This window comes from Actinomyces mediterranea (genome assembly GCF_900155595.1).
Classification (GTDB): Bacteria; Actinomycetota; Actinomycetes; order Actinomycetales; family Actinomycetaceae; genus Pauljensenia; species Pauljensenia mediterranea.
Genome location: NZ_FTPB01000004.1, coordinates 681,127 through 706,993 on the forward strand (window position 1 = coordinate 681,127; position 25,867 = coordinate 706,993).

At 63.8% G+C, this 25,867-nt stretch carries 25 protein-coding genes; 8 read left to right on the forward strand and 17 right to left on the reverse strand.

Annotated elements, in window-relative coordinates; translation table 11 throughout:
* Positions 1-1,104, reverse strand: a complete 1,104-nt coding sequence (locus BQ7471_RS07065) for a sialidase family protein (RefSeq protein ID WP_076465204.1) — start codon at positions 1,102-1,104, stop codon at positions 1-3.
* 149 nt (positions 1,105-1,253) lie between these two features.
* On the opposite strand from BQ7471_RS07065, the gene BQ7471_RS11900 reads away from it, so the two are divergent.
* Positions 1,254-1,427, forward strand: a complete 174-nt coding sequence (locus BQ7471_RS11900) for a hypothetical protein (RefSeq protein WP_407922693.1) — start codon at positions 1,254-1,256, stop codon at positions 1,425-1,427.
* Here BQ7471_RS11900 and BQ7471_RS07075 read toward each other — a convergent pair.
* A complete protein-coding gene (locus tag BQ7471_RS07075) occupies positions 1,359-2,639 on the reverse strand; it encodes an LCP family protein (RefSeq protein ID WP_076465205.1) in 1,281 nt (426 codons plus the stop codon). The genes BQ7471_RS11900 and BQ7471_RS07075 overlap by 69 nt on opposite strands.
* 203 nt (positions 2,640-2,842) lie before the next feature.
* On the opposite strand from BQ7471_RS07075, the gene BQ7471_RS07080 reads away from it, so the two are divergent.
* From BQ7471_RS07080 to BQ7471_RS07090, 3 genes are all read left to right on the forward strand, one after another.
* On the forward strand, positions 2,843-3,694 hold the full coding sequence (locus tag BQ7471_RS07080) for an aldo/keto reductase (RefSeq protein WP_083663397.1): 852 nt from the start codon (positions 2,843-2,845) through the stop codon (positions 3,692-3,694).
* Positions 3,695-3,858: 164 nt separating this feature from the next.
* Complete coding sequence (locus BQ7471_RS07085) at positions 3,859-4,269, forward strand: ACT domain-containing protein (RefSeq protein ID WP_076465208.1); 411 nt, start codon at positions 3,859-3,861, stop codon at positions 4,267-4,269.
* A 64-nt stretch (positions 4,270-4,333) separates the two neighbouring features.
* Positions 4,334-5,653 (forward strand): DUF4921 family protein, encoded by a 1,320-nt coding sequence (locus tag BQ7471_RS07090; protein ID WP_076465210.1) that lies wholly within the window; start codon positions 4,334-4,336, stop codon positions 5,651-5,653.
* Between the two features lie 52 nt (positions 5,654-5,705).
* Here BQ7471_RS07090 and BQ7471_RS07095 read toward each other — a convergent pair whose 3' ends face one another.
* Positions 5,706-6,848 carry a type 2 periplasmic-binding domain-containing protein gene (locus BQ7471_RS07095; protein ID WP_076465212.1) on the reverse strand — a complete coding sequence of 381 codons (1,143 nt, stop codon included), beginning with the start codon at positions 6,846-6,848 and terminating at the stop codon, positions 5,706-5,708.
* 192 nt (positions 6,849-7,040) lie between these two features.
* Between BQ7471_RS07095 and BQ7471_RS07100 the strand changes: the two genes are divergently transcribed.
* Positions 7,041-7,301 carry a DUF4235 domain-containing protein gene (locus tag BQ7471_RS07100; RefSeq protein WP_076465213.1) on the forward strand — a complete coding sequence of 87 codons (261 nt, stop codon included), beginning with the start codon at positions 7,041-7,043 and terminating at the stop codon, positions 7,299-7,301.
* Positions 7,302-7,331: 30 nt separating this feature from the next.
* On the opposite strand, the gene BQ7471_RS07105 is transcribed toward BQ7471_RS07100, so the two are convergent.
* On the reverse strand, positions 7,332-7,691 hold the full coding sequence (locus BQ7471_RS07105; RefSeq protein WP_076465215.1) for a sterol carrier family protein: 360 nt from the start codon (positions 7,689-7,691) through the stop codon (positions 7,332-7,334).
* 133 nt (positions 7,692-7,824) lie between these two features.
* Here BQ7471_RS07105 and BQ7471_RS07110 point away from each other — a divergent pair, with 133 nt between their 5' ends.
* Positions 7,825-8,823 carry a hypothetical protein gene (locus tag BQ7471_RS07110; protein WP_235821256.1) on the forward strand — a complete coding sequence of 333 codons (999 nt, stop codon included), beginning with the start codon at positions 7,825-7,827 and terminating at the stop codon, positions 8,821-8,823.
* A gap of 156 nt (positions 8,824-8,979) precedes the next feature.
* Here the strand turns inward: BQ7471_RS07110 and BQ7471_RS07115 are convergent, their stop codons facing one another.
* The 12 genes from BQ7471_RS07115 to BQ7471_RS07170 all read right to left on the reverse strand — a co-directional run bounded on the left by BQ7471_RS07115 (position 8,980) and on the right by BQ7471_RS07170 (position 21,930).
* Positions 8,980-9,723, reverse strand: coding sequence for a CDP-alcohol phosphatidyltransferase family protein (locus BQ7471_RS07115; protein WP_076465217.1), 744 nt, complete (start codon positions 9,721-9,723; stop codon positions 8,980-8,982).
* Between the two features lie 779 nt (positions 9,724-10,502).
* Positions 10,503-12,872 (reverse strand): phosphoribosylformylglycinamidine synthase subunit PurL, encoded by a 2,370-nt coding sequence (gene purL, locus BQ7471_RS07120; RefSeq protein WP_076465218.1) that lies wholly within the window; start codon positions 12,870-12,872, stop codon positions 10,503-10,505.
* Positions 12,873-12,994: 122 nt separating this feature from the next.
* Positions 12,995-13,705 carry a phosphoribosylformylglycinamidine synthase subunit PurQ gene (gene purQ, locus BQ7471_RS07125; protein WP_076465220.1) on the reverse strand — a complete coding sequence of 237 codons (711 nt, stop codon included), beginning with the start codon at positions 13,703-13,705 and terminating at the stop codon, positions 12,995-12,997.
* Positions 13,702-13,968 carry a phosphoribosylformylglycinamidine synthase subunit PurS gene (locus BQ7471_RS07130; RefSeq protein WP_076465221.1) on the reverse strand — a complete coding sequence of 89 codons (267 nt, stop codon included), beginning with the start codon at positions 13,966-13,968 and terminating at the stop codon, positions 13,702-13,704. The genes purQ and BQ7471_RS07130 overlap by 4 nt, the downstream gene beginning before the upstream one ends.
* Before the next feature lie 27 nt (positions 13,969-13,995).
* Positions 13,996-14,934 carry a phosphoribosylaminoimidazolesuccinocarboxamide synthase gene (locus BQ7471_RS07135; RefSeq protein WP_235821257.1) on the reverse strand — a complete coding sequence of 313 codons (939 nt, stop codon included), beginning with the start codon at positions 14,932-14,934 and terminating at the stop codon, positions 13,996-13,998.
* 21 nt (positions 14,935-14,955) lie between these two features.
* Positions 14,956-16,302 carry a phosphoribosylamine--glycine ligase gene (purD, locus tag BQ7471_RS07140; RefSeq protein ID WP_076465223.1) on the reverse strand — a complete coding sequence of 449 codons (1,347 nt, stop codon included), beginning with the start codon at positions 16,300-16,302 and terminating at the stop codon, positions 14,956-14,958.
* Between the two features lie 54 nt (positions 16,303-16,356).
* Entirely contained in the window at positions 16,357-17,448 is a 1,092-nt protein-coding gene (locus BQ7471_RS11135; protein WP_076465224.1) for a hypothetical protein, read from the reverse strand.
* Entirely contained in the window at positions 17,438-18,526 is a 1,089-nt protein-coding gene (locus BQ7471_RS07150) for a vWA domain-containing protein (RefSeq protein ID WP_076465226.1), read from the reverse strand. Before BQ7471_RS07150 ends, BQ7471_RS11135 begins: the two co-directional genes overlap by 11 nt.
* Positions 18,526-19,542 carry a vWA domain-containing protein gene (locus BQ7471_RS07155; protein WP_076465227.1) on the reverse strand — a complete coding sequence of 339 codons (1,017 nt, stop codon included), beginning with the start codon at positions 19,540-19,542 and terminating at the stop codon, positions 18,526-18,528. Before BQ7471_RS07155 ends, BQ7471_RS07150 begins: the two co-directional genes overlap by 1 nt.
* A complete protein-coding gene (locus BQ7471_RS07160) occupies positions 19,539-20,051 on the reverse strand; it encodes a hypothetical protein (protein ID WP_076465229.1) in 513 nt (170 codons plus the stop codon). The genes BQ7471_RS07155 and BQ7471_RS07160 overlap by 4 nt, the downstream gene beginning before the upstream one ends.
* On the reverse strand, positions 20,041-20,934 hold the full coding sequence (locus tag BQ7471_RS07165; protein ID WP_076465231.1) for a DUF58 domain-containing protein: 894 nt from the start codon (positions 20,932-20,934) through the stop codon (positions 20,041-20,043). Before BQ7471_RS07165 ends, BQ7471_RS07160 begins: the two co-directional genes overlap by 11 nt.
* 6 nt (positions 20,935-20,940) lie before the next feature.
* A complete protein-coding gene (locus BQ7471_RS07170) occupies positions 20,941-21,930 on the reverse strand; it encodes an AAA family ATPase (protein ID WP_076465232.1) in 990 nt (329 codons plus the stop codon).
* Positions 21,931-22,149: 219 nt separating this feature from the next.
* Here BQ7471_RS07170 and BQ7471_RS11140 point away from each other — a divergent pair, with 219 nt between their 5' ends.
* Positions 22,150-23,169 carry a hypothetical protein gene (locus tag BQ7471_RS11140; RefSeq protein WP_129583378.1) on the forward strand — a complete coding sequence of 340 codons (1,020 nt, stop codon included), beginning with the start codon at positions 22,150-22,152 and terminating at the stop codon, positions 23,167-23,169.
* Positions 23,170-23,187: 18 nt separating this feature from the next.
* A complete protein-coding gene (locus tag BQ7471_RS11145) occupies positions 23,188-23,712 on the forward strand; it encodes a hypothetical protein (protein WP_129583379.1) in 525 nt (174 codons plus the stop codon).
* A gap of 172 nt (positions 23,713-23,884) precedes the next feature.
* Here BQ7471_RS11145 and BQ7471_RS07175 read toward each other — a convergent pair whose 3' ends face one another.
* Positions 23,885-25,720: a phosphoenolpyruvate carboxykinase (GTP) gene (locus tag BQ7471_RS07175; RefSeq protein WP_076465234.1), complete on the reverse strand. Its 1,836-nt coding sequence runs from the start codon at positions 25,718-25,720 to the stop codon at positions 23,885-23,887.
* Between the last annotated feature and the right edge of the window lie 147 nt (positions 25,721-25,867).

Genomic DNA, 25,867 nt, shown 5'->3' on the forward strand with positions numbered 1-25,867 from the left:
CTAGGCGGGGTTGACGACGGGGGGCTTGGCGCTGCCGGGGGTCCCCCTTCTGGGGGTGATGCGCACCCGCGCATCGTCCCATGAGGGCGCCCCGTCCTCGATGAGGACTCCGAGTTCGTCGAGGCCGATGACGGCGCAGACTATGCTCCGGTAGTCGTCGGCCTCCCAGACGAGGGCGAGCGTCGACTCGTCGAGGGCACAGGCCGCCGAGTACGCTGCGGCGCCGGAATCGATGAGGATCGCGGGAGACCATGTGGCGCCCTCGTCGGCTGAGACGTGGAGGGCGAGGCGGGTCCGTTCGCTCGGATGGTCGCACATGGAGGCGACGAGGACGGAGCCGACTCGTGCGAGCCCCCCATTGCAGGCGGGGTCTGTGAGTCGCTCGTCCTCGCGCGCGGGAGTGAAGATCCTCCCCCGGTCCGATGACCATGCGCAGCGCCGGTGTCCCGCTGCGCGGGCGTGCATGAGGACACGCCCGTCGGCGAGGCCGATGACCTTGTTCTCGTCGCATCCGGGTCCGACGGGCTCCCCGAGACTCCATGTGTCGCCGCGGTCCCAGGAGAGTGCGCAGATCGCGTAGTCGCACTCGTCGATGCGGGCAACGAAGGGCTGGATGAGTGTGCCGTCGGCGAGGACAGCGCCATTGCCGGAGGCCGCGAACATGCCTGCGACGCGAGGTGGCCTCAGGTGTGACATGTCGCGGTGGGTCCAGGTCTCGCCCTCGTCTGTAGAGGTCGCGAGCCATAGTTCGAGGCCCTTTCCCTGCGCTGTCGCTGAGAAGTAGGACTCGCCGGAGGAGCCGACGTACCAGCAATGGATGTTGCCCGTGGAGGGGTCGTAGATGAAGGAGGCGTCGCCGAAGCCGTGTCCGGGGGTGTGGCGGCGCAGCGCACGTGGAGCGGACCATGTCTTCCCCGCGTCGTCGCTGCTCACGAGGGCGATGTCGAAGTCTGCGGGGAGGTCGCGCCAGTCGGAGCGCACGTCGTAGGCGACGAGGATGCGCCCCGGGGCTGTCACGGTAAGTGCGGGGATCCGGTACAGGGGCGTCTCGAATGCGGATCCGGGGAAGGGATGACCGGCGCGGGCGATGGTGGTGATGTGCATGAGTCCGATTGTGGGCCCCAGGCGTGCGCCTGCACAATTCCGCCACCGGGAAAACTCCCATTGTCGACATCACTGGCAGCAACGGCTAATGAGGGAATCGGCAAGCCGAGGCCCTCAAATACAATTTCGCAGGCTATTGGTCCAGGCGGATCACCGACGAGCACCGACTCGCCTATAGGGTGACAGATTCGGGAATCCTCATCGCCGCCTGCTGCTACCACCACGGAACGCAGTCGCTGCCGCGCCCCGGGCGTTCAACGGCCGGGCGGGCACGTAACAACAGGGGCGGGCGGCGAATCGGCTGTGGGCGCCGTCGCGGATGAATCACCGTCTGCACCCTCATCGTTCGATGATTGCGCATCCGACGACTGGGACAGAGCAGCCGGGTCGGGGACAATGCCCTCGACGCCATTTCCATCCTTGTAAGCGATGCCGATGGGAAGCGGTTGATCGGCCGCGAGCGCCGACCACAGGGCGTCGGCCTTGTCATCGAGAGCGACGACGCGAGCGGGTGCCCATTCCGGATACTCGAAGGGAAGAGTGACGAACTGAATGGACGCTCGGTCGATACCGGCTACCGATGCGAGCAGACCGACATCGGTATTGAGATCGGCGAGCCCCGGTGATGGATAGACGGACGCGAGCGTTGCTTTCATGAAGGAAACGACCGATGCAACGTCGGTAATCGGGTTCTTCGAGAGGATCTCTGCGAGCATCGCTCCGATGAGTTCCTGTTGGCGTCCGATTCTGGAGATGTCGGAACCGTCGCCGAGACTTTTGCGCGCGCGGGCGTAACCGAGAGCCTGGGTTCCATTGAGCTGTTGACATCCGGCCGACAGGCTGAGAGCGGCCTCTGGATCAGAGATATCCGAGGGAATGTCGAGCCAGACGCCGCCGAGGGCGTCAGTCATTGCGATGAAGCCCGTGAAGTCGACGACTGCGAATGCGTCGATAGTGAGACCGGACAGCTTCTCTACCGTCGACACAGTGCATGCTGCGCCCGAGGCGATGTCGTATCCCCAGTTCGCTCCGACCGTCATGGAGGAGTTGAACATTCCACTTTCTACCGGCTCCGACACCGAGCCGTCGGCTCGCGTACAGGCGGGGATGTCGACGAGGAGATCACGCGGAATGGAAATGATCTGGATGCGGTTCCTATCTGCGGATACGTGGATGAACATGGTGGAGTCCGCTCGGATGCCCTCCACCCCATCTTCAGTCCCATAAGCGGTGCCCTGCCCCTGTCTCGAGTCCGTTCCAATGACAAGAATGTTGAGAGCCCGCCCCTCGAAGGAATCGACCGGCGCGCGCTGCTCGTTGTCGGCCCCTGTAGCTCCGAGTCCCGTCGTATCGATCGTATTCGACGCGAGTTGGGCGGAAAGATCGCGGTACACGTAGAGGGCAGTCGTGGACACGAAGACGGTCAGTGCAACTACAACGAGGACGAGGCCGCGAAGCAGGGTCACACGGTGGGGATCCGTCTGCGCATGGAGGATGGGCGCAGATGAGGGGTGTGATTCCTCTGCGTCGACCATCGCACCTCCTCAATTTGATAACGATTTGATAACGCCACTGTATCGACCTCTCATCACCGCCACAACCAGAGCCTCGTCACACGGACCCCGCCTACCGGTACCGCTATTGCGCCTGAGCCCAGCGTCCGGGCGCCGCACGTGAGAAAATGAGTGCGCATCGCCCTCGTCGATGTCTCAGCAGTACCCCCGAGGAGATGACGACCATGCCAGCACCACTGCCGCCGATCCCGACCCTCGCCCTGTCGACAGGGGCGCCGATCCCTCGGCTCGGATTCGGGACCTTCAAAATCTCCCATGGCGCCTACGAGGCTGTAAGCAGCGCGCTCGCCCTCGGGTACCGCCATATCGACACTGCTCAGATGTACGGGAACGAGGCCGAGGTCGGACGTGCGATCGCCGACTCGGGCATCTCCCGCGAACAGATCTTCCTCACCTCGAAACTCAACAACAGCAATCACGAGCCACGCCCAGCCCGGACCTCCTTCGATCAGACGCTTGAGGACCTGCGCACCGATTACGTCGACCTCTTCCTCATCCACTGGCCCCTGCCCACCCTCTACGGCGGGGATGTCGCCCTGCCATGGCCCGTCCTCGAAGAGTTCTTCAATCAGGGGCGTGCGCGGGCGATCGGCTTGTCGAATTATCAGATCCCGCACATCCAGGCGGTGCTGGACCGAGCACAGATCGCGCCTCACGTCCTTCAGACCGAGGCCCACCCCTACCTGCCGAATAATGAGATCCGCGAGTTCGCACGAGCACACTCCATGGTGGTCGAGGCTTGGTCGCCGCTGGCCCGCGGCCGCGCCACATCCGACCCGACTCTCGCCGCGATCGGCGATCCCATGGGGGTATCCGCTGCGCAGGTGGCGCTGCGGTGGGCGTTGCAGCGCGGGGATGTCATCTTCCCCAAGTCCGTCACACCGTCGCGCCAATCAGAGAATCTCGACATCTTCGGCTTTGCTCTGTCGCAGGCGGAAATGTCAAGGATCGATGCACTGAATGAGGGGGAAGCGGGGCGCACCGGCTCACACCCGGACACCATGAGTCGAATCTGAGCGATCGGGTAACCGAATCGCGGACACAATAATGTGACGCGCGCCTCACCTCGGAGCGCAAAGGCGCCGATGTCCTGCATTTTGGGCCGCCTCCCCACCTCCGGGACCATCCATCAGGGGAAACACTGATACCGCAGCACATGCTTACGCGATAACCTCAGCGCATGTCACAAGCAGAAAACCTTGACCATGTGCTTGCCACTCTCGCCCCCAAACCCCAGGGCGAGTACGTGTTCGCCCTCGTTGACGAGGTCCCCGCAGGCATCCACCCCTTCGCCATCATCCGTGACGAAGACAAGTACACAGTCGTCTTGGAGAAGACGGAGGCCGAAGCACTCGGGCTCCCCGTCGACAAGACCTACGCGCACCTCTTCCTCGGCCTCGATGCTGACCTCGACTCCATCGGTGTGACCGCGACGATCGCGCAGGTGCTGTCGGCGCGCTCCATCGTCGCCAATGCGATCGCCTGCGCCCGTCACGATCACTTCTTCGTCCAGGCGGACCGCGCCGCTGAGGCCGCAGCGCTCCTCGCCGATCTTGGCAAACATGCTCGCGGATGGCTTCCTAAGAACTGATTCGCCTCTCGCATACCCGCCGGGAGACCTCCCCCGAGGGGGCCCGGCGGGTACAGTGGTATGCATGGCAAAGCAGCTCTCGCGGACTGACCGCGCCATTGTGCGCCTCGCGGATGGCACAGTGAAACAGCAGAATCTTTTGACCGGCACCGAGGTGTGGACGGTCCCCGGCAGGGGCAATCGCCCGCTCTCCGCCCCTCAGCTCAACCCCCGCCCGATCGACCACTCCCAAGACGGCTGCCACTGCGCATTCTGCGCGAAGCGCTACCTCGAGACTCCCCCGGAGAAGTCCCGCCTCATCATCGACGAGGACGGTCAGTGGCAGGAGATGTCTGGCCTGCCCGCTGACAAGCTCAACGACACCACCGCCGAGTTCCGCCGCATCCCGAATCTCTTCGAGATCGTCTCCTACAACTACTGGCACCTCAATCACGGCCACATGCCCTCGGAGTCGGAGCACCGCCGTATGGCGGAGTACCTCGCCTCCTCGCAGGGCTACGACCATGTGATGAGGGTGGTCCGCGCGCGCATGCTCGCCTCGGGCATTTCCGAGGGCGAATTCGAGGCGATGACGGATTCGGCGAAGCTCCAACAAGCGAATGGTTTCTTCTCCGGCGGACACGACCTCATCGTCGGGCGCAGGCATTACGTCGACGGGGCGAAGGATACGACGCAGCTCGCGGGGTCAGGCACCCTCACCCCCGAGGAACACTACCAGTACATGGCGTTCACTGCTCGGGCCATGCACGACCTTTATGACCTCGACCCGAACGTCCGCTATGTCGCCGCCTTCCAGAATTGGCTCAAACCTGCTGGCGCATCCTTCGACCATCTGCACAAGCAGCTCGTCGCCATTGACGACTATTCGGTCCAAACTGAGGCGGAACTCAACCGCCTGCGTTCCCAGCCCGACATTTACAACGAGATCCTCAAAGTCGGGGCGACCCGCAAGCTCCTCATTGCACAGAATGAGCACGCCGTCGCCATCGCCGGGTTCGGGCACCGCTTCCCGGGTGTTGCGATCTGGCCGCTCCGCGCTCCGCGCAACCCGTGGGAAGCGTCGGCCGAACAGATGCGCTCCGTGTCGGATCTGCTCCACGCGGTTCATGCGGCTACGGGAGTCGATGTGCCCTGCAATGAAGAGTGGTACCACCGTCCCCCGACGGTGAAGACGCCGATGAGGTGGAGGATCCTCCTCAAGTGGCGGATCTCCACCCTGGCGGGCTTCGAGGGCGGAACCCGCATCTACCTCAATACGATCGACCCGTGGCAGGTCGTTGATCGTATGTTGCCGCGCCTGCGCGATATGCGCGAAGCGGGCACGATTTCACCGATGGACCTGGGCGGCGAATGCCGCGTCACCCCGGAGATGCTCGCGGATTGACGCGGGCCAGGTCGAGTCCTATCGCGTCGTCATCGTCGACAAGGGAGCACCATTAACCGTGGCCCCGGACGGCGGAACTCCACTGCGCGAGTAGATCTGCGGGAGACGATGAGAGCTCCTCGGCGACACTCACAGCATCCCCATGCGGAGTCATGAACCATCCAGCGGGGGTGCCATCAGCGGCTGAGCCATCGAGCGGATAGGCGGTGCCCTGTGAGGCGATTGTTCGCTGGCCATGCCATGTGAGGAGCCAGGCGAGGAACGACTGCACGCCGTCCTCGCCATCGCCGCTCGACGCGGGTGCGGCGTACAGGTAGCGCATCGTGCACGTCCCTCCTACGGCCTCCGCATAGGACTCAGCGCCCGGCGTCGTCGTCACCCGGGCGATCGTGCTCATGGGGGCGACGAGGAAGGGCATGTCCCCCGCCTGCGCGCCGGACTCGGCATCCCTTCCCACTGCTGAAAGGGTCCATGCGGAATCGGCTCCCTCCTCGGAGGATACGAGTGCGCCCCCTGATGCGAGCGACCGCGACCATTGCGAGATATCCGCACCGATTGCGGATGCAGCGCCGAGGAGGAGGGTGCGTCCGGTCATCGAAGACTCGGGGTCGGGCACTGCGAGGAGGCCCGCGATAGAGGGAATGGCCTGGAATCCAGTGCCCACGCTCGCGCGAGTAGCGCTCGCCCAACTCCGATCGACGAGGACGCACACGTCATCACGCCCATAGGCGACGGCCTGCGGAACGGAAGCGAGACCCGTCCCCTCCGCAGAGGCGATGCCCTCGACGGCGGCGCCGAGGGCGCCCTGCCCCGATGCCTCGACGAGGCCGGAGGCGTCGAAACCGAAGAGGACATCCGCATGGATGCTGGCGAGCTCATCGGTTGATGACACCGTTTCAATAGCGAGGGTGAAGCCCGTGTCGGAATGGAAAGCATCGGCGAGCTCTGCGGGCACAGTCGTATCCGCAGGCGTGGCGACCGTGAGCGTTCCGGAGCCGGTGCGAGGCTCGGGACCACCGAGTGTGCCGGATTGGGGAATGTCTGCGGCGCTCGACGACGGGTGCTGGGGGACGATGGGCTCGGCGAAGGGATCGGAGCCGTCGTACTTGGGCGAGACGGAGGGGGAACAGGCGGCGAAGAGAGCCGATGCCGCAATGAGGGCGACACCTGCGGCGATTCGTCGAGACACGGGCATTCAGGCACTCCTTGTGACGGCTGGACCCTCACAGTCTAAGCCGCAGGCGCGCCCATCCCCGTCGAGCGCGCAGCGCGCCACCGCCTTGGCCGCACGTATTCACTTCGAGTCAGCGTACACGACTGCGAAGGCGCTCACCGCGTCGTATGCTCCATGTGAAACGAAACGATTGCATCCCGAAGAGGAGACACAATGGACGGCATCGGCTGGAAACTCGCCAGTGCAGGAGCAATGGCGGCAGCAGCATTCGGCGCGGGGAAGGTCGCCGAGGTCGGATGGAAGCTCGTCACCGGTCGCGATGTCCCCCATGAAGATGATGACGAGGTCGCCCTCGTGTCGCTCGTCATCTTCGCAGCAGCCTCCGCCGCGATCATCGCCGTGGCACAGCGCTACGCCGTTCAGAGCGCGAAGAAGGTCTATGCCACTCACGCGCTTCCCCAGATCAGCGCCTGAATCGTGTCGGCCGCACCGGCCCGGCGGCGACTAGATGATCGGGAAGTAACGACCGAGGTCGGCGCGCTCTCCCGATGCCTGGATCCTCCCATCGGCTACGGCCTCGTCCCACGACAGCCGCCCCGTTGCGAGGCTGAGCCACACCTGCATCGACATCTCGACCACCGCAGGAGGCGTTCCCCTACGATGGGTCGTCCCCTTCAATATTTGGATTGCACCCGCCGGAGGGACCCTCACCTCGACTGATCTGCCCGGGTGCAGCGCGCCGATCTCCTCCAGGGTGAAGCGAACCGCCGTCAGGACCGCTGGGCGCGGCGCCGACTCTGTCTCGCGCATCCATGTGGACAGTGCGCTCATCCCCTTATCAGAGGGGATCCTCCTCGTCCCCATGACCTCAGTATAGCGACGAGGATCACGCAGATCAGAAGGAGAATCGGGGGACTCCCCCAGTGACAGACGGCCTCGGATCCGTCACAGTTGTCTATGAACCGTGTCACCCACGAATCGATTGTGAGGAGGGCTAATGGGTGCGAGCAGCGCGCGACGCGATAAGGCCGTCGAGTCCACTCGCATCCACGCGACCCCTGCGCCGACGACCCCTCCGCCGCTTGCACGCCCCGGCAGGTGGCTGACCACCGCCTCTATCGTGGACCTCTCCGATATGGACGGCTACGCGTGGGATGCACAGTTGCTGCTGCGCTTATCGGGGGCGGATCGCGTCGGGGAGATCTCCGCACGGCGGACCGTTTTCATCCCCGACCTCGACGACATGATGCCCGCGGTGACCGACGACTTTTGGCTGCCCGACACATGGGGCCGCGCCCTCGGGCATCGTCTGCGCGAGGCGGTCAAACGACGCCACACCCTGTGGATCGGACTCGTCAACGAGGAGAACTTCCATATTCTCTCGGGCTTCATCGGCCCCGGGATCCTCCATATCGCAGGAACTCAATCCGAGCAGACAGGGCTCCTGCCCGTCGCCCTCAATCCGATCGACCTCATCACCTTGTGGAGCTCCTCGCCGACCCGCGCCGCATATCTGCGCACCGTCCTGGACGGCGTCGACACCCTACGGGCGACTCGAAGCGCCATCCGCGCCCTCGGAACCGCGCGTGTGGATACCCGAGTCCGCTCCCGTGCAGCGCGGCTGACCGTGAATCCCACCTTCATCGCCTACGCCGTCGTCTTCATCTACTCGTCTCTGCGGGCGCTTCCCGTTGTCTTCGTACCCGGTTTCAAAGGGAATGTCGCGGTGCTGTGGAGCATCGACATCATCACCGCGATCCCGTACACGTGGGGGATCCTCGCAATGGTCGCTGGGCGCAATCGCTTTATCCGCTTCGCGGGCCTCACCGTCACAGTGGTGACCTTCATAGCGCCCTATGTGTACTTCTGGGTTCACGGGCGCCACAGCCCACCCGCTGTGCTGGTGTTCGTGGCGGCGATGATCGTCGGCGCCATTGCTCTGGAACTCGGCCGCTGGTGGCGCGATCGCCTCGTAAACGACTGGCTCGTCCGCTAGCTCCTCGCCCTCGTCGCGGCACCGTTGGCGCGGACGCGTCATTGCATCCGGGAGGCGCATCCCACCCGCAGGGCCCCCTCGCGCCTTACATCCGAACGACGACTCTCGAATACAGGGAGGCCCCGCACAATGAACGAGAGGAGCCTCATCTCCGCGTTACCTGCCCCGCACTGTCCGTAGGACACCCGCGAGCAGGAACCAGGCTCCGGAGACTGAGAATATGACGAGCGCCCACAGCGGCTTGGCCGGGTACGTCGCAATGAGGACGCCAGTCGAGGCGATCCACACCACCGAGGACACTATATTGGCCGTTCGGTAACGCTTGACCCTCATCGGGTGCGTGAAGTGCAGGGGCGCGAGGGTGAGGACGGCGAGTGCGACAGTGACGATGATATTGACGGCTGCAGGCGTCTCGAGGACGTACATGATGACGGCGACAATATTCCACGCTGCGGGGAATCCCACGAAGTAGTTATCCGAGGACTTCTCACCCTCATTCGCATAGCAGAACACGGACGAGATGATGGCGGTGACCGCCATGACGAGGGCAATGATCTTGGAGCCGAAGGGCAGATACATATACATGAACAGCGCAGGAAGGAACGTCCACGTGATGTAGTCGATGATATTGTCGAGGACCGCTCCATCGAACCATGGGATCACCTGCTTGACGCAGGCCTTGCGGGCCATTGAACCGTCAACCCCGTCAACGACCAGGGCGACTCCCAGCCACAGCCACATCATCGAGATGTACCCCTCGATGAGACTGATCGTTGCAAGAGTCGCGAACAAGAGCCCCGACATGGTGAAGGCGTGAACTACCCACGCCGCGATGACCCTCTTCGTGCTCGCAGCACTGGGGGCATCCGGAGTCGGTGGGGTGGTGGGCAGGGCTGGCACAGTAAACTCCTGTAGGGATGCGGATAGTGGGACACTCGTTCGTAACGGGTCCACCCGGTTCGGCTCATTCCAGTGTGCTCGACAAGTAGCCTTCCCGGGTAATCGCCGCACCGTATCCAGGGATGTTTCAGGGCTTCCCCCCATGCGGGTCCCATAGCCACAGTCCGCTTCGAGGGGCATGGGTCACATGCGCAGTCGGCAGACCTGTGGCCGCACGCCCCGCACCTCCTAGCGCGAACACCAATCCGAACGCTACGCACACCGTCGGAACCACCGCACAGAATCCGAACGTTGTACCGTTCGGATCGAGGCCGTAGCGTTCGGGCCATTGTGCGGCGTGTGGCATCGACAGAAGCGGTACGACCGGCCGATGTCGCTTTCGACGCGGTGTTCGAGAATCGCTGAGAAGCGTCCACGCTTACATGACTGATCCCGGTGGATCGGTTCGGTAGCCTCTTCCCGATCCGCCGATATCGATTCCACATGCTCGTTGCGACATATCCCCTCCTCGGGACGTTGATGCTCACCTCGGCAGTGAGGTTGTGCAGACACGATCCGCCATCAGCGGCTCACCGTATCTCATCACCGATCGGGGTCCGATAACCAGGGAGTCAGGGCCGACTTCTGCACATCGACAGCACAAGTCATCTGTGGCACAACCTCCTCATAGAGCAAGCCCTCCTCCCCGCAGAAACTCGTTTGCTGGCACATAGTTTCCTGACGCTGTGTGCGTTTTGACGGGGTGACTGGTCCCTTCCACACGGTCCCGTCAACAACGGTCAGAACCTCGTTCGCAGGGCGTTCTCCGATAAGATCCGCAGATCGTCGAGGTCGGCGACCCAACCCGCACTCCCGATGTCGGCGAGAACATCGGTGCCGGTGACGACAAGCATATCGCCGCCCGTCGTACCGATCCTCGCAGCGGGCACGTCCTCCGCCTCGGCGGCCGCATACACCGCATCCAGCGCAGCCTCCGGCACGGCGATGATCGCCCTGGCCTGTGACTCGGAGAACAGGGCCTCGAAGTCGGAGATGCCGTCGCGGCCGGTGATCGGCGCCAGATCGAAGGATCCGCCAATGCCGAAGTGCAGGCACGAGTCGACGAGGGCCTGCACCAGGCCACCATTGGACAGGTCGTGAGCAGCACGGACGAGCGGGCGCCCATCCGGATCGGAGGCATCCGTCAATGCCCGCACCACGGTGCCCAAGGCGACCTCCGCCGCCAGATCGACCATGGGCGGAAGCCCTCCGAGGTGGTTGTGACGGATCCTCGCCCACGCGGAGCCGTCGAGCTCTGCACGGGTCTCGCCGAGCATGACGACAGCCAGCCCCTCATCGGTGAAGCCCGACGGATTCGCCCGCGTCACATCCTTCATGATGCCGAGCATGCCGACCACGGGAGTCGGGTTGATCGACGAGGTCGGGGTGTTCTTCACTGTCCCGGAGGAGTTGTACAGGGAGACGTTCCCGCCCGTGACGGGGATCCCCAATTCGACGCAGCCGTCAGCCAGACCCGTCATCGCGGTGACGAGCTGCCACATGGCATCCGTATCCTCCGGGTTGCCGAAGTTCAGGCAGTCGGTGATCGCGACGGGCTCTGCTCCGACGATCGCTACATTGCGGTAGGACTCAGCGAGCGCCTGGCGGGCACCCTCACGCGGGTCGAGTTTCGTGTACCAGCCGTTCGCATCCGTCGACAGCGCCACTCCCAAGCCGGTCTCCTCATCCACTCGGATGACGCCCGCATCGTCGGGCTGCGCCAGCGACGTATTGCCCTGAACATAGCGGTCGTATTGGTCTGTCACCCAGGCTTTCGACGCCTGGTTGACATCGCCGAGCACTGCCCGGATATCGGCGACGAGGTCGGCGCCCGTGGCGGGCCTGGGCAGTCGATCCGAGGAGTCCGCCTGCAACTCGTCCTGCCATGCGGGACGCGCATAGGGGCGATCGTAGACGGGACCCTCGTGGGCGACGGTCTTGGGATCGACCTCGACGATGCGGTGGCCGTAGTGGTCGATGGTGAGCACACCGTCGCCGGTGAGATGGCCGATGACGGAGGCCTCGACATCCCACTTGTTGATGATCTCGAAGAACCTGTCGGCGTCCTCTGGGGTGACGATCGCCATCATGCGCTCTTGGGACTCGGACATGAGGATTTCACCGGCCGTGAGGGTCGGGTCGCGCAGGAGGACCTTCTCAAGGTCGACGTGCATGCCCGAGTCGCCGTTGGATGCCAGCTCCGAGGTCGCGCAGGAGATGCCCGCCGCGCCGAGGTCCTGAATGCCCTGGACGACTCCCGCATGGAACAGGTCGAGGCAGCATTCGATGAGGACCTTCTCCATGAAGGGGTCGCCGACCTGGACGGAGGGCCGCTTGGCGGGCATCCCGTCTTCGAAGGTCTCCGAGGCGAGGATGGAGGCTCCGCCGATGCCGTCGCCGCCGGTGCGCGCGCCGAAGAGCACGACGAGGTTGCCGACCCCTTCAGCGTTGGCGAGGTGGATGTCCTCGTGGCGCAGCGTCCCGATGCACAGGGCGTTGACGAGGGGATTTCCCTGGTAAGAGGGGTCGAACTCGGTTTCACCGCCGATATTGGGCAGGCCCAGGCAGTTTCCGTAGCCGCCGACGCCCGCGACGACGCCATGGACGACGCGCGCCGTATCCGGATGGTCGATGGCGCCGAAACGCAGCTGGTCCATGACGGCGACAGGGCGGGCGCCCATGGAGATGATGTCGCGGACGATGCCGCCGACGCCGGTCGCCGCCCCCTGGTAGGGTTCGACGAAACTCGGGTGGTTGTGGGATTCGACTTTGAAGGTGACGGCCCAGCCGTTGCCGATGTCGACGACACCTGCGTTCTGCCCCATGCCGACGAGGAGATGGCGTTTCATCTCCTCAGTGGTACGCGCGCCGAATTGCTCGGCCAGGTGCTTCTTGGAGGACTTGTAGCTGCAGTGCTCGGACCACATGACCGAGTACATGGCGAGTTCGGCGTTCGTGGGGCGCCGACCCAGGATGTCGCAGATGCGCTCGTATTCGTCGGCCTTGAGGCCGAGCTCCTTCCACGGCATCTCCTTGGTCGGGGTCGCGGCCGCGGCCTCGACGGTGTCGGGAAGCTCGCGGGGGCTGGTGGGGGTGACCTCGGCGGTCATGCGGTGCTCCATTCGTTTCCCCAGTGGCCTTGCGGCCCGGGCGTGACGTTCATCAGTTATCCGCAGGGTTCCTGCGCGTGTCGTCCCCATCGTGTATCCGAGAGGGACGAGGGCGGATCCGTTCAGCCGACGAGGCTGGTGAGCACGGATCGGAAGATTCCGAGGCCCTGTGTGCCCCCGTGCCCGGCGTATGAGCCGTCGCCATGGCGGTCGAGGGGTCCGAAGCCCGCTTCGACGGCGTGCTCGGGGTGGGGCATGAGGCCGACGACATTGCCAGCGTCATTGGCAACTCCGGCGATGTCGTTCGCCGAGCCGTTAGGGTTGAGCCCGACGTAGCGGAAGACGACGCGCCCCTCCCCTTCGAGGCGTTCCAACTCGGCGGGAGATGCCTGGAAGTTACCCTCACCATTCTTGAGAGGCACCGTAATGATGTCACCCTCGTTGAATGCGGCGGTCCACGCGGTGGAGGCGTTGTCGATGCGCAGATCCTGGTCGCGGCAGAAGAACTTCTGGTGATCGTTGCGGATGAGGGCGCCGGGCAGCAGGTGCGCTTCGGCGAGGATCTGGAATCCGTTGCAGATGCCGAGGACGGGCATTCCGCCGTTGGCGCGCCGGATAATCTCCGACATGACGGGGGCAGTGGCTGCGATGGCCCCGCAGCGCAGGTAGTCGCCGTAGGAGAAGCCTCCCGGGATGACGACGGCGTCGACCTCGTGAAGGTCGGCGTCCTTGTGCCACAGGGCGACGGGTTCGGCTCCGGCGAGGCGCACTGCGCGCGCGGCATCCCGATCGTCAAGGGTGCCGGGGAAGGTGACGACTCCGATCCGTGTCACTGCGCACCCTCGCTGTCCTCGAGGGCCTCGACGCGGACGACGTCCTCGATGATCGGGTTGGACAGCACCTCGGTCGCCGCGCGGCGCGCATCGGCCAGGAGCTCGTCCGTCACCGGGCCGTCCGCCGCGAGGTGGAAGCATTTGCCCTGTCGGACGGACGCGAAACTGGTGATCCCGAGTCTGGGCAATGCCGATCCGACGGCCTTGCCCTGGGGGTCAAGGATCTCCGGCTTCGGCATCACTTCCACGATGATTCGCCCCACGGCGCTCCTCCTTTGTCGAGTGCGGATTCAACGTCCGCCGATAGTGGTGTGTGACAGTTGGGGTTCCGCGTCGGTGAGACGGCGGAAGGCTTCGATGTAGCGGTCCCGGGTCGCGGCGACGACCTCGTCGGGCAGGGCCGGGGGCTCGTCGCCCGAGGAGCGGTCCCAGCCCGATTCTGCGGAGGCGAGCCAGTCGCGCACGTACTGCTTGTCGAAGCTGGGGGTGACGGCGCCCGGGGTCCACTGGTCAGCGGGCCAGAAGCGCGACGAGTCGGGGGTGAGGATCTCATCTGCGAGGACGAGGGCGCCGCTCGTCGGGTCGATGCCGAACTCGAACTTCGTATCCGCGATGATGACGCCCTTGTCGAGGGCGATGTCGCGGGCGCGCTCGTACAGGGCGATGGAGGCGTCACGCAGGCGGGCCGCGAGGTCGGTGCCGACCATGTCGGCGGCACGCTCAAAGCTGATGTTCTCGTCATGGTCGCCGACTTCGGCTTTCGCGGCGGGGGTGAAGATCGGGGCGTCGAGCCTTGACGCCTCACTGAGGCCGTCGGGCAGTGCGATACCGCAGACCCGCCCGGCCCTGCGGTATTCGATGAGGCCGGAACCGGTGAGGTATCCGCGCACGACGCATTCGATGGGGATCATGTGCAGAGCTTTCGCGACAACCGCCCGGCCCTCGACTGCGAGGGGCACCGACAGGGGGTCGGCCGGGTCATGGAATGTTGAGAGCAGATGGTTGTCGATGATGTCGCTCAGGCGCCCCATCCACCAGACGGCCATCTGATTGAGGACCTTGCCCTTGGAGGGGATCGGCGTGGGCAGGATGAAGTCGTAAGCGCTGATGCGATCGGATGTGACCAAGAGGAGCCTGTCCGGGGATTGCGTCCCCTCGGGCGCGTAGATGTCGCGCACCTTCCCGGAAGACATGTGCACCCATCCGGGCAGTTCCATGTGATCGGTCATTGCAGTCCTCCGTGTGAGTACTCAGTCCAGTGCGCCGGGCCGCTTGCGATCGAGTTCAGCGGGCCAGGTGGCGATGTCGCTGCGATGATGCTCGCCCTCGAAGTGGATGAGGGCGACGCCCTCGTAGGCGGCGGCGCGCGCGGCATTGATGTCGGAGCCCCTGCCCACGACGTTGAGGACTCGACCGCCGGAATTGACGATCGCCTCCTCGGGTTCGAATCCGCAGCACCCGGCCGCGACATCCTCCATCGGGGAGACGATCCGCGTGGAGGTGCCCGCGTGGATGACATGCACCCCGTCGAGGGATTCCGCATCGTCAATGCCGGTGATCTCATGACCCGTGTCAGTAGTCCCCGGGTATCCTCCGGACGCCATGACGACGGTGACCGCCGCGTCAGGCGACCACACGGGGGCGGGCGCCTTATCGAGGGTTCCGGTGGCGGCCGCATGCAGCAGCACCCCAAGGGGCGAGTCGAGTCGTTCGAGGACGACCTGCGTCTCCGGGTCGCCGAAGCGGACGTTGAATTCGACGACGCGAATTCCCTTCGATGTCATCGCCAAACCGCAGTAGAGCAGGCCGACGAAGGGGGTCCCCCGATTCGCCATGGCGTCGACGGTTGGCTGGGCGACGGTGCGCACAACTTCGCCGACGACGCCCTCGTCGAGCCACGGCAGCGGCGTATAGGCGCCCATGCCGCCCGTATTGGGACCGGAGTTCGCGTCGCCGACGCGTTTGAAGTCCTGCGCGGGGACGAGGGGGACGATGGTGGCGCCATCGGACAGGCAGAAGAGGGAAACTTCGGGGCCGTCGAGGTAATCCTCGATGACGACGGCGCCGCCTGTGCGGGACAGGCATGCTTCAGCGTGGGCGCGGGCCTCGTCGATATCGGAGGTGACGACGACGCCCTTACCCGCGGCGAGGGCGTCATCCTTGACGACGTGGGGAGCGCCGAGATCGGCGAGCGCCACCTCGACCTCGTCCATGGTGGTGCAGGTGAAGGAGCGAGCAGTGGCGACACCCGCTTCTGCCATGATCTCTTTCGCGAAGGACTTCGACGCCTCTAGGCGGGCGGCCTGTGCGGTCGGCCCGAAACAGGGGATCCCCTCCGCGGTGACGGCATCGGCGACTCCGGCAACGAGCGGCGCCTCAGGACCGACGACGACGAGGTCGACCCCGTACCCCTTCGCGCGGCGCAGCACGTCCTGCGGATCGAGGAGGTTCATGACGACAGACGTGCCCAGGGGTTCTAAACCCGGATTACCGGCCTGGACGACGAGGTCGATCGGATGATCGGCGGTGGATGTTCTAACGAGTGCACGGGCGATGGCGTGTTCACGCCCCCCGTTTCCCACGAGCAGGACCTTCACATCATCAGCCTAACGGGATTTCACCCGCCGATGTGACGACGTCCACCATGACGATCACCACGCGCCATTGGGATCGCCGAAACGGTTCTGATCGTAGGAGTCCTGCCGTCCGCCCGCGCCGGATCCCAGGCGCTTCTCGAGCTCCTCGCGGCGCTGGCGCTCCGAATCCGTCTCCCCCTCCCACGGGGAGGGGGTCTGGCTGGCGTCCTGGCCGTCACCGCCGGACGAGCCGCCCTGCGAGTTTGAACCTGAGCCACCCGAAGAGCCGGCGTCCCCAGTGGAATCGGGGTCCGACGCACCCGGGTCTGTCGAAGAGCCCCCACTGCCGCGACCCTGCTCCGATCCTCCGTTCGCATTGTTCTGCGCATCTTTGGACTTGTTCTCCAAGCGGTTCGACGACTGGTCGGCCTGCTCGCCCGGATCGGATGCCCCATCAGCGCCCTGGTCGTCGGAGCCCGAGCCGTCTTGTCCGCCATTCGAGTCCGAGCCGCCTCCGGACTGGCCTCCTCCGGACTGGCCTCCTCCTCCGGACTGGCCTCCACCACCGGCGCTACCGGTCGACTGGCAGGGGGTTACAAGGCCGAGGGCCTCGTCGTAGTGCTCGGCCGCCGCAGACCAGTCCTTTGCGGCTGCGGCCTCATCCCCCTGCGTCTCAATGCCGAGCGACAGGTTGATGCGAACCTGGCATTCATAGGAGTACGTTTCGATGCGACCCTCTTCGATTTCCTTCGCACGCGGCACACCGTCGTAGGCGACCCGCAGCGCATCCACTGCCTCGCCGATATTGCCCTGGCGCAACTGCGCAGTGCCGTGGTTGAAGTGAGCGACCCACGTCTCGGGGCCGTTTTGCGTCCACCACCGTTGATTAACATACCCCTCATCTGCGGCTGCGAATGCCCCGTCGTTCCACCTGCCCAGCGAGTGCGCCGACCACGCGGGCAACACGATGAGGAACAGGGCAATCATAAAAGCGAGGACGAGGATCGGCGAGGACCAGGCGAGCTGGCGCAGTGCGCCTCGGGACCTGCGGCGCGGTCGGCGCTGGTCGGCGTCGAGGGGGATCGCCTCACCGTCGGCGCCCACCTGTGGGACGCCGAAGGGCAGCATGATCTCCGATGGGTTCTTCCCGCGCTTGCTAGATCGCATGGGACCTCCTCATACGGCGGGATTTCGCTGCAAGAACCCAGCCCTCCCACGCGAGCAGGGCCGCCATGATGAGCGCGGAGGGCCACAGGATGTACCGGTACGTCGAGATCTGCTCGCGCGCCTCGGTCACGACCTGGGCGTTCCTGTCGAGATCCGCGGCCATTGACGCGATCGAGTGGGAATTAGGCGAGTGGATGTAGTCGACGCCCAGACGCTCGGCGATAGAGCGGAGCGTGGCCTCATCGATGTGCGAGATCGCGATCGGATTCCCCGGCTGCGACAGGTCGCGGATGTACTCGGGCTCCTTCTCAACCGGTGAGGCGCCCCCGGACTGGAAGTCGCCGCTCTGCGCGGTATCACTCGATGACGAAGACCCCGGGGTTCCGAGCCTGTGCACCTGCATGGGACCCCCCTCGTCGGTGCCGTATCCGATGACGGCGCCCCCGTCGATGAGCGGAGCGACATCGTCCCAGTCGGACTCATTGGCCGTCGTGTACCCCCAGTAGTCCTCATTCGAGGTCTCGCCGTCGGTGAAGACGAAGAGGGTCCGCACATTCTGGGGGTTCTCCTTTTGCGCGCGCGCCAGCGCCACCGCGAGTTCGGCTGCGGGTCGATTCGGTGAGGAGCCCTGGGAGGATTCCGATAGCTCCTGGGTGAAGGTGTTGAGGAAGGAATTAACGGCATTACGGTCAGTCGTCAGCGGCAAGATCATCTGCAGAGACGAGTCCCAGGTGAGGACCGTGAGTCGGGATCCCGCCATCGCGTCGATGATGGTGCGGACGTCCTCCCTGACTCCGTCGATGCGCGCCGTGGAGCCGTCCCAGTCCTCTGCTGCCATGGATCCCGTGCGGTCGATGACGAGCCACACCTCGGTATTGGAGACGACCTCGACGGCCTCGCCCGGAAGGGACGGTCCCGCGCAGGTGACAGCGAGGACTGCAACGATGAGCGCCCGACGGACAGCGTCGAGGTTGCGGGTGCGGGTCGTGCGGCGCATGCCCGCCCACACGAGACCGCCTCCGATAATGACGATGAAGACGATGATGAATGCGACGGGAAAGATCGGGCGGAAGATCATCACAGCCTCCCCACCGCGAGGAAGGCGAGGAGCGAGAGGGTCCCCGCGATCGCCCACGCCAGAGCAGCCGTCGGCTTATCCGTCTCGAGGACCTTCGAATCCGCTTCCAGGTCGACCCTTTGGAGGGACTCGATCTCTTCGATGATATTGTCCACGGATGCTGGGTTTGACACGTCGTAGAAGTCGCCGCCAGTGGTGGCGACCAGGCTCTTGAGTTCCTCGCCCTCGGCGGTGAGCAGCCCCTTCATCCCGGGGTAGACCGCGGTGACGACGACATCATGATCCGCTGCGAATTTCATCGCCTGGGGGAGGGTGTAAATCTGTGAGCCCATAACCTCGTTGTCGGTGGCGTACAGGATGAGACGCGATCGCTCGGAGTCCGTATGGTCGAAGCCGAGGACGCATGCCGCCAGCCCATCGCCCGCCAACGACGAAGCGTCGTCGTTGTCATCGGTGGTCCCGGATAAGTAGTCGATGAGTTCCTGCGTGACGAGGATCCCGTCGTCCTCCTGCCCCAGGAAACCCTTCTTCATGATGGAGGAGGTCTCTGCGAGCATCCGGTTCGCGAGCCGGTAGTCATCGGTGAGCGGGAACTTCGTGACGGAGCGGCTGTTCCACAGTTGCAGGCTGATGCGTTCGCCGGAGAAGTGGTCGACGATCTGCGTGAATGCATCGGCGATTTGGCCGTCGTAGGGGATCATCGAGCCGGATGCGTCTAGACAGATAATGATGTCCCTGCTTGCAAGCTTCTGGCTGTCGATGCGCCTGTCCACAGGGGTTCCCGCGGTGACTGCGGCAGCACCGACTGCGAGGCCGAAGCAGGCGCATACCGCGGCGATGATCCAGCGCGAGCGGCGCTGAAGCATCTTGAACTGGGGCAGATCAGACAGGTACCCGGTGTTGGCGACCCAGCCCAGGCGGCCCGAATGCTTCGAGGATCCGGCGAAGCGCCATCCCAGGTACGCGGCGACTGCCACGGCCACGATGGCGAGGACGATAAGGATCGGATACTTCATGCGTCGATCGCCGCCGATGCTTGCTTCATGAGGACGCGCACTCGAATGGACGACGCTTCATTGGAGGCGTCGAGGTTTCCGGTGACATCCGATGCGTTCGCTCCGTCGAAACTAGGTGCCTCGCAGCGGGCGAGGAGATCCGCCAGTTGCGGCCACATGGGGACGAGGGCGCGCACTTCCTCTGCGGTGGCGACTTCGAGGTCCCTGCCACTGCGCTCGGTTCCCAGGGCGCGCATAAGCCCGGCGACTGCGAGGCTCGCTCCGGCCTCGTTCCATTCTCCCTGCTCGTAGCGCTCGTGGATCGAGGTGAGGAACTCGTGGTAGCGCTCTCTCTGAGCGGCGTCCAGCGACTGCAGTTCCGGCACCGATGAGATGTCGGAACTCCACCACCGCCAGATGTTGAACACGATCCACACGATAATGAACAGAAGGATGAGAGAACCCACAACCCACATCCAGTTGGGGTAGATGATGGGGCTCCTCACCTGGTCGATGAGGTCATCGGACACGACTCCCCCTTCGCAGTGCTTCCATAAGGGCGTGCGGCAGTGCCGCCGACGAGCCGACTCCGACTCGGATGACACCGCGCCGGTCGAGTATCTCCGCAACCGCCTGAGTGCGGCGGCGGACGGCCTCGTGGGCCTGGGACGCGAGCGTGCTGTCGCGCAACAGGAAGTCCGGCAGCGGCCCCTCGTCGACGTCGATGACGCGCGTGCCCACCGGCAGATCCGCCGGATTCATATCCTCCACGCTGATGGCGATAACCTCGTGGCGCGCTCGCAGCCGCTTGAGGAGAGAGTCGGTGGCGGGAGTCGGTTCGGGTTGCATCGCGTCAGTGATGAGGACGATGAGGGATCTCCTGCGGGTCATGACGAAAGCGCGGTCGAGTAGGCGCGCTACATCGGATCGCGGCGATTCGAGAGTGATGTCCTCTTCAATGCGCCGCATGATCGTCTCCGCGTGGGCGTTGCCGCTGCGGGCCGTCATATGGCGGACCCTGCTCGCATCACCGGAGACGAGGCCGATCTGGTCTCCGCGGGCGACGGAGAGCCAGGCGAGCGCCTCGCACGCGGCGAGGGACACTTCTTCTTTCGTCTCCCCCGATGGTGCGAGAGCGCCCATGGACCGGCCGGTGTCGACGACAAGGATCATCTGAAGATTCGCCGACGCCTCGTATCTTTTGACCACTGGCTTGTCAAAGCGCGCCGTCGTCGCCCAGTCGATGGCATGGACATCGTCGCCGGCCTTGTACTCCGCAAGGTCGAGGAACTCCCAGCCCTTGCCCGCGCGTAGCCCCGCATGCTGCCCGTCCATGACGGACAGCAGCTTGCGCATCACCGGCAGGTGGATTCTGGATGAGAGCGCGTGGAGCTCTCTGGAACGGACGGGCATGGCGGCTCAGGGGACGGGCACCGCTGAGAACACGGCGTCAATGAGGCCTTCGACGAGCACGTCATCGGCGAGGGCGTCGAAGGTACGGATGATGCGATGGCGCAGGATCGAGTGGCGCAGCTTCTTGATATCTTCGGGGATGACGTAGTGGCGCCCGTCCATGAGGGCGACCGCCTGTGAGATATGCATGAGGGCGATACCGCCTCGCGGGGATGCCCCGACCCTCACATGCTTATTCCAGTCGGGCAGGGGCTTGGGGCCGCCGCCTCGGGAGGTGTTGATGAGGTCGACGATGTACGCCTTGAGGGTCGAATGGACGAAGACCCTCTTCGTCAGCTGCTGCAGGTCGACGAGGTCATCAATGCTGATGGGTTTGGCGGCGATGGGCGACCGCATGACACCGGAGTCGATTCGTTCGAGGACCTCGAGTTCCTCGCGGGGCTGCGGGTAGGTGATCACCTGCTTCATGACGAAGCGGTCCATCTGCGCTTCGGGCAGGACGTAGGTGCCCTCTTCCTCGATGGGGTTCTGGGTCGCCATCACCATGAATGGCGAGGGCAGGGGGTAGTTGACGCCGCCGATGGTGGTCTGGGCCTCCTGCATGGCTTCGAGCATCGCGGACTGGGTCTTCGCCGACGAGCGGTTGATCTCGTCGAGGAGGACGAAGTTGGCGTGGACCGGGCCGAGCTGGGTGGTCATCTCCCCCGCCGCCTGGTTCCAGATCTGCATGCCGACGATGTCATTCGGCATGAGGTCGGGAGTGCACTGGATGCGCCTGAATGAACCGGACACGGATGCTGCGAGTGTCTGTGCGGCGGTAGTCTTGGCCAGGCCGGGCACAGATTCGATGAGGATGTGTCCACCGGAGAGGAGCCCCGCGACCAGGCATTCGCGCAGCCCTTCCTGCCCGACGATCTTCGATGAGAAGATCTCGTTGATCCGGTCGAGTTTGGTGCGCGCTCTGGCGAGCTCGTCCTCGTTGAGGTATTCGGCCACGTGCCACTCCCCTCGGATGATGGTGGGTTCTCTTCGCCCTGTTGACCCCAACAGTGTAACCGCCCGGCACCGACGCATCAGAGTCGGATGATGGACGGACGGGGACTGCTCCCCATGCTGACACCCGAATGAGGGCCATCTGGACGACACGGGGATTCACACACCCGAGTGATGGTGATTCCCTATGGTCGACGAGCAGAGTTCGAGCAAGGAGGGACAATGCTTCAACGAGGCCGACGAACGGATGGATTGACCAAACGACCGGAGTTGAATGATCCGACGGTCAACGGTTTCAATCCTCTTGCTTCGATCACCACCAATCTTTTCGTCACTTGTATGACAGTGCTTGGCATTACGCATACAACGTCAATGATTCAAACATTTCCCAAACCGCCAACAGGCGTGACAATCGGATGGAATCTACTGACCGAGTACGCGATCAGTTCTGAACTCCCACCAGTACTCCTTGGAGCGGAGCGTGGCGTTGCCGCACTTGCAATGACAGTCGCAACCCTCAGTAGTCGCTCATGGCGCGAAGTTCGAGAATCCTCGGTCAGGGTTATCATCTGGGAGGCAGCATTAGAGACTCGTCTCACGACGATGCTGATATTCCTCGGCATAATATCGGGAATTAATACAACATTCCTTGCGTTGGCAACATGGCGCAGACAGGACTCTACTTATCTCTTATTCATCCCAATGCTTGCCCTTCATTTCATTATCGCTGCACTCCCCTCAGTGATGAGAACGAGCGGCGCTTCGCTCGTCCGCACCTACACGCTACAACTCACAGCCCTCGAGAGAAGTGCTGTCACAACTGGCGACCGCGAATTTACTCAGATCGTCCAGAGTGCAAAGGAGAGCGAAGGAGTCGGCTCCAATACCAGCAGATCGACAAGATTACGTCGACGATCTACCCGCGCGACAACCATGCACACTCGACACCGACGCAATCGCAGCCTTCCATGGTTCGTCATTCCAACAACCAGCGGCATTCTGCTCTTATTGACCGGTGCCATATTGAGAAACGTATGGCTACCCTTCGGAAACTCACTCATCGGCATCAGTCTTAGCTGTTTTACATTACTATTTCTTCTACCAATAGCAAGTGGAATATTTACAACTGATCACCGCTTTCAAAGAGTTATTGGATCAAACATCTTAATATATATCGCCTTCATTGAGGCAACAATGGGATTCTATAGTTGCAGAACCACACAGTGGACTGTATTGACATGAATCTGCGCAATACTCGTCTTGATCATTCCGCCAATAATGGCTTTAAGTGGCAACCGGAAGTTCTGGTCGTCAAAGCCCTTCGTCGGCATTCGAAACAGCAAAGTACAGCAAGTGTTTACGACCGCCACCGAATACCGCAGGAGAATCCTCGCATTCGACACCGACAGCGGAAACAACGGCGAAGCTCTTCTCAAGCGTCTGCATGCAGAACTCCTCGCAGGGCAAACCAAGGATTCTGCTATTGCGATGGTCATCGCCAGGATCGACCAATCCTCATCCGGAGTCGCAGCATACGACACCACCTCGTCGGGAATGCGCGAAAAAGCCCCTTTCCGCCCGCTATCTGAGCCGCACAATCGTCTCCCAGCGGACATCGCACATGTAGCGATACAGATGCCTGAAAGCCCCGAAGACAATGACGCTCATCGCCCGCCCGTCAGTACACGTCGAGCGGCATCACTGCTACTCGGATCAGCAGGGCTTGCCGCGACTCTGATCGGCGGAGTTATCGCAGTTCATCGACGCAATCGCCCTTCCACCTGACCTGTTGCTCTCACCGGGGCAGTGCTCCTGCCCGCCCGACGGGCAGCGCACGGGAAAGGAACAGAAGCCACGGCTCCGCCAGGGGCACCGACACGCAAAAAGGCCGCTGGCCGACCCCTCAGGGCCGACCAGCGGCATGCCACTGCGAGCAGTGCACTAGGAACGGGAATGCTCAGCCGCGGGCTGCTGCGATGCGCTCACGGAACTTCGCGAGCTGCTCAGTGATGGCCGCGGGGAGCTTGTCGCCGAACTGGGCGAAGTACTCCTCGGTGCCATCCATTTCAGCGGTCCAGGCATCGAGATCGATCTCGAAGAGCTTGGCCCACACAGCCTCGTCAATGTCGAGACCATCGAGGTTGAAGTCCTCGAACTTCGGGTAGCGGCCGGTGACGCCGTCAATCGCCTCGACCTCGCCCGCCGCGCGGCGAACGATCCAGTCGAGGACGCGCGAGTTGTCGCCGTAGCCCGGCCACATGAACTTGCCGTTCTCATCCTTGCGGAACCAGTTCACCTGGTAGACCTTCGGGAACTTGTCGCCGAGCTCGGCTTGCATCTCGAGCCAGTGGCCCCAGTAGTCGGCCATGTGGTAGCCGCAGAAGGGGAGCATGGCGAAGGGATCGTGGCGCAGCGAACCGGCCTTGACGTCGGTCGCGGCGGCAGTGACCTCAGAGGCGACCGAAGCGCCGATGAACACGCCGTGAGCGGCCTCGTACTGCTCGGCGACGAGCGGCACGTTCGTGGCGCGGCGTCCACCGAAGAGGATCGCGTCGACCGCGACACCCTGGGGAGCCTCCCAGTCGGGGCAGATGATCGGGCACTGCGACGCCGGGACAGTGAAGCGGGAGTTCGGGTGAGCCGCCTTCTCGCCGGACTCGGGGGTCCAGTCCTTGCCGAGCCAGTCGATAAGGTGAGCCGGAACCTCCCCGTCGATGCCTTCCCACCACACGTCACCATCGTCGGTCAGGGCGACGTTGGTGAAGATGGAGTTGGCGCGCATGGTGTCCATGGCCATCGGGTTGGTGTCGTAGGAGGTGCCGGGGGCGACGCCGAAGAAGCCGGCCTCGGGGTTGATCGCGTAGAGGCGACCATCGGGGCCCGGGCGCATCCAGGCGATATCGTCGCCAACGGTCTCGACGTTGTAGCCGGGGATCGTCGGCTGGAGCATCGCGAGGTTCGTCTTGCCACAGGCCGAGGGGAAGGCAGCGGTCACGTGGAACTGCTGGCCGGTCTCCTCGCGGGTCAGGCGCAGGATGAGCATGTGCTCAGCCATCCAGCCGTCACGACGAGCCATGGTCGAGGCGATGCGCAGCGCGAAGCACTTCTTACCCAGGAGGGCGTTGCCGCCGTAACCGGAGCCGAAGGACCAGATCTCATTGGTCTCGGGGAAGTGGGTGATGTACTTCTCGTCGTTGCAGGGCCAGTTGTCGTCGACGGCGCCCTCAGCGAGCGGAACGCCGACGGAGTGGACGGCGGGAACCCACGGCTTGCCCTCGGCAATGAGGTCCATGGCAGCAGTACCCATGCGGGTCATGATGCGCATGTTGCACACGACGTAGGGGGAGTCGGTGATCTCAACGCCGAGCTGGGAGATCGGGCCGCCCAGCGGGCCCATGGAGAAGGGGATCACGTAGAGGGTGCGACCAACCATGGAGCCGGCGAACTTCTCCTTGAGGATCGCCTTCATCTCCTTCGGATCGGCCCAGTGGTTCGTCGGACCGGCATCTTCTTCCTTCTCGGAGCAGATGAAGGTGCGGGACTCAACGCGCGCGACATCGGACGGCTTGGAGCGGGCGAGGAAGGAGTTCGGGCGCTTCTCCTCGTTGAGCTTGGTAAACATGCCGGTCTCAACCATGAGAGCGGTGAGACGATCCCACTCTTCCTGCGAGCCATCGCAGAACTCAATGGCATCAGGCGTCGTCAGCGCTGCGATCTCAGCCACCCATGCGAGGACGTCTTCGGGAGCGTTGGCGGGCGCAGCTGCGCGCACATCCTGTTCAGTCACGGACATTTTGCCTCCTGAGGCACTCGGTATTTCGGGGCGCGGTCACGCCCTTGATCTACGCGATCAATCATCGCTGATAACCGTGGATTGCGCGCGGGCGATTAGTCCCGTGGACACGTGTGCAACAGTTCACATGTCGTGTGGGTATACACA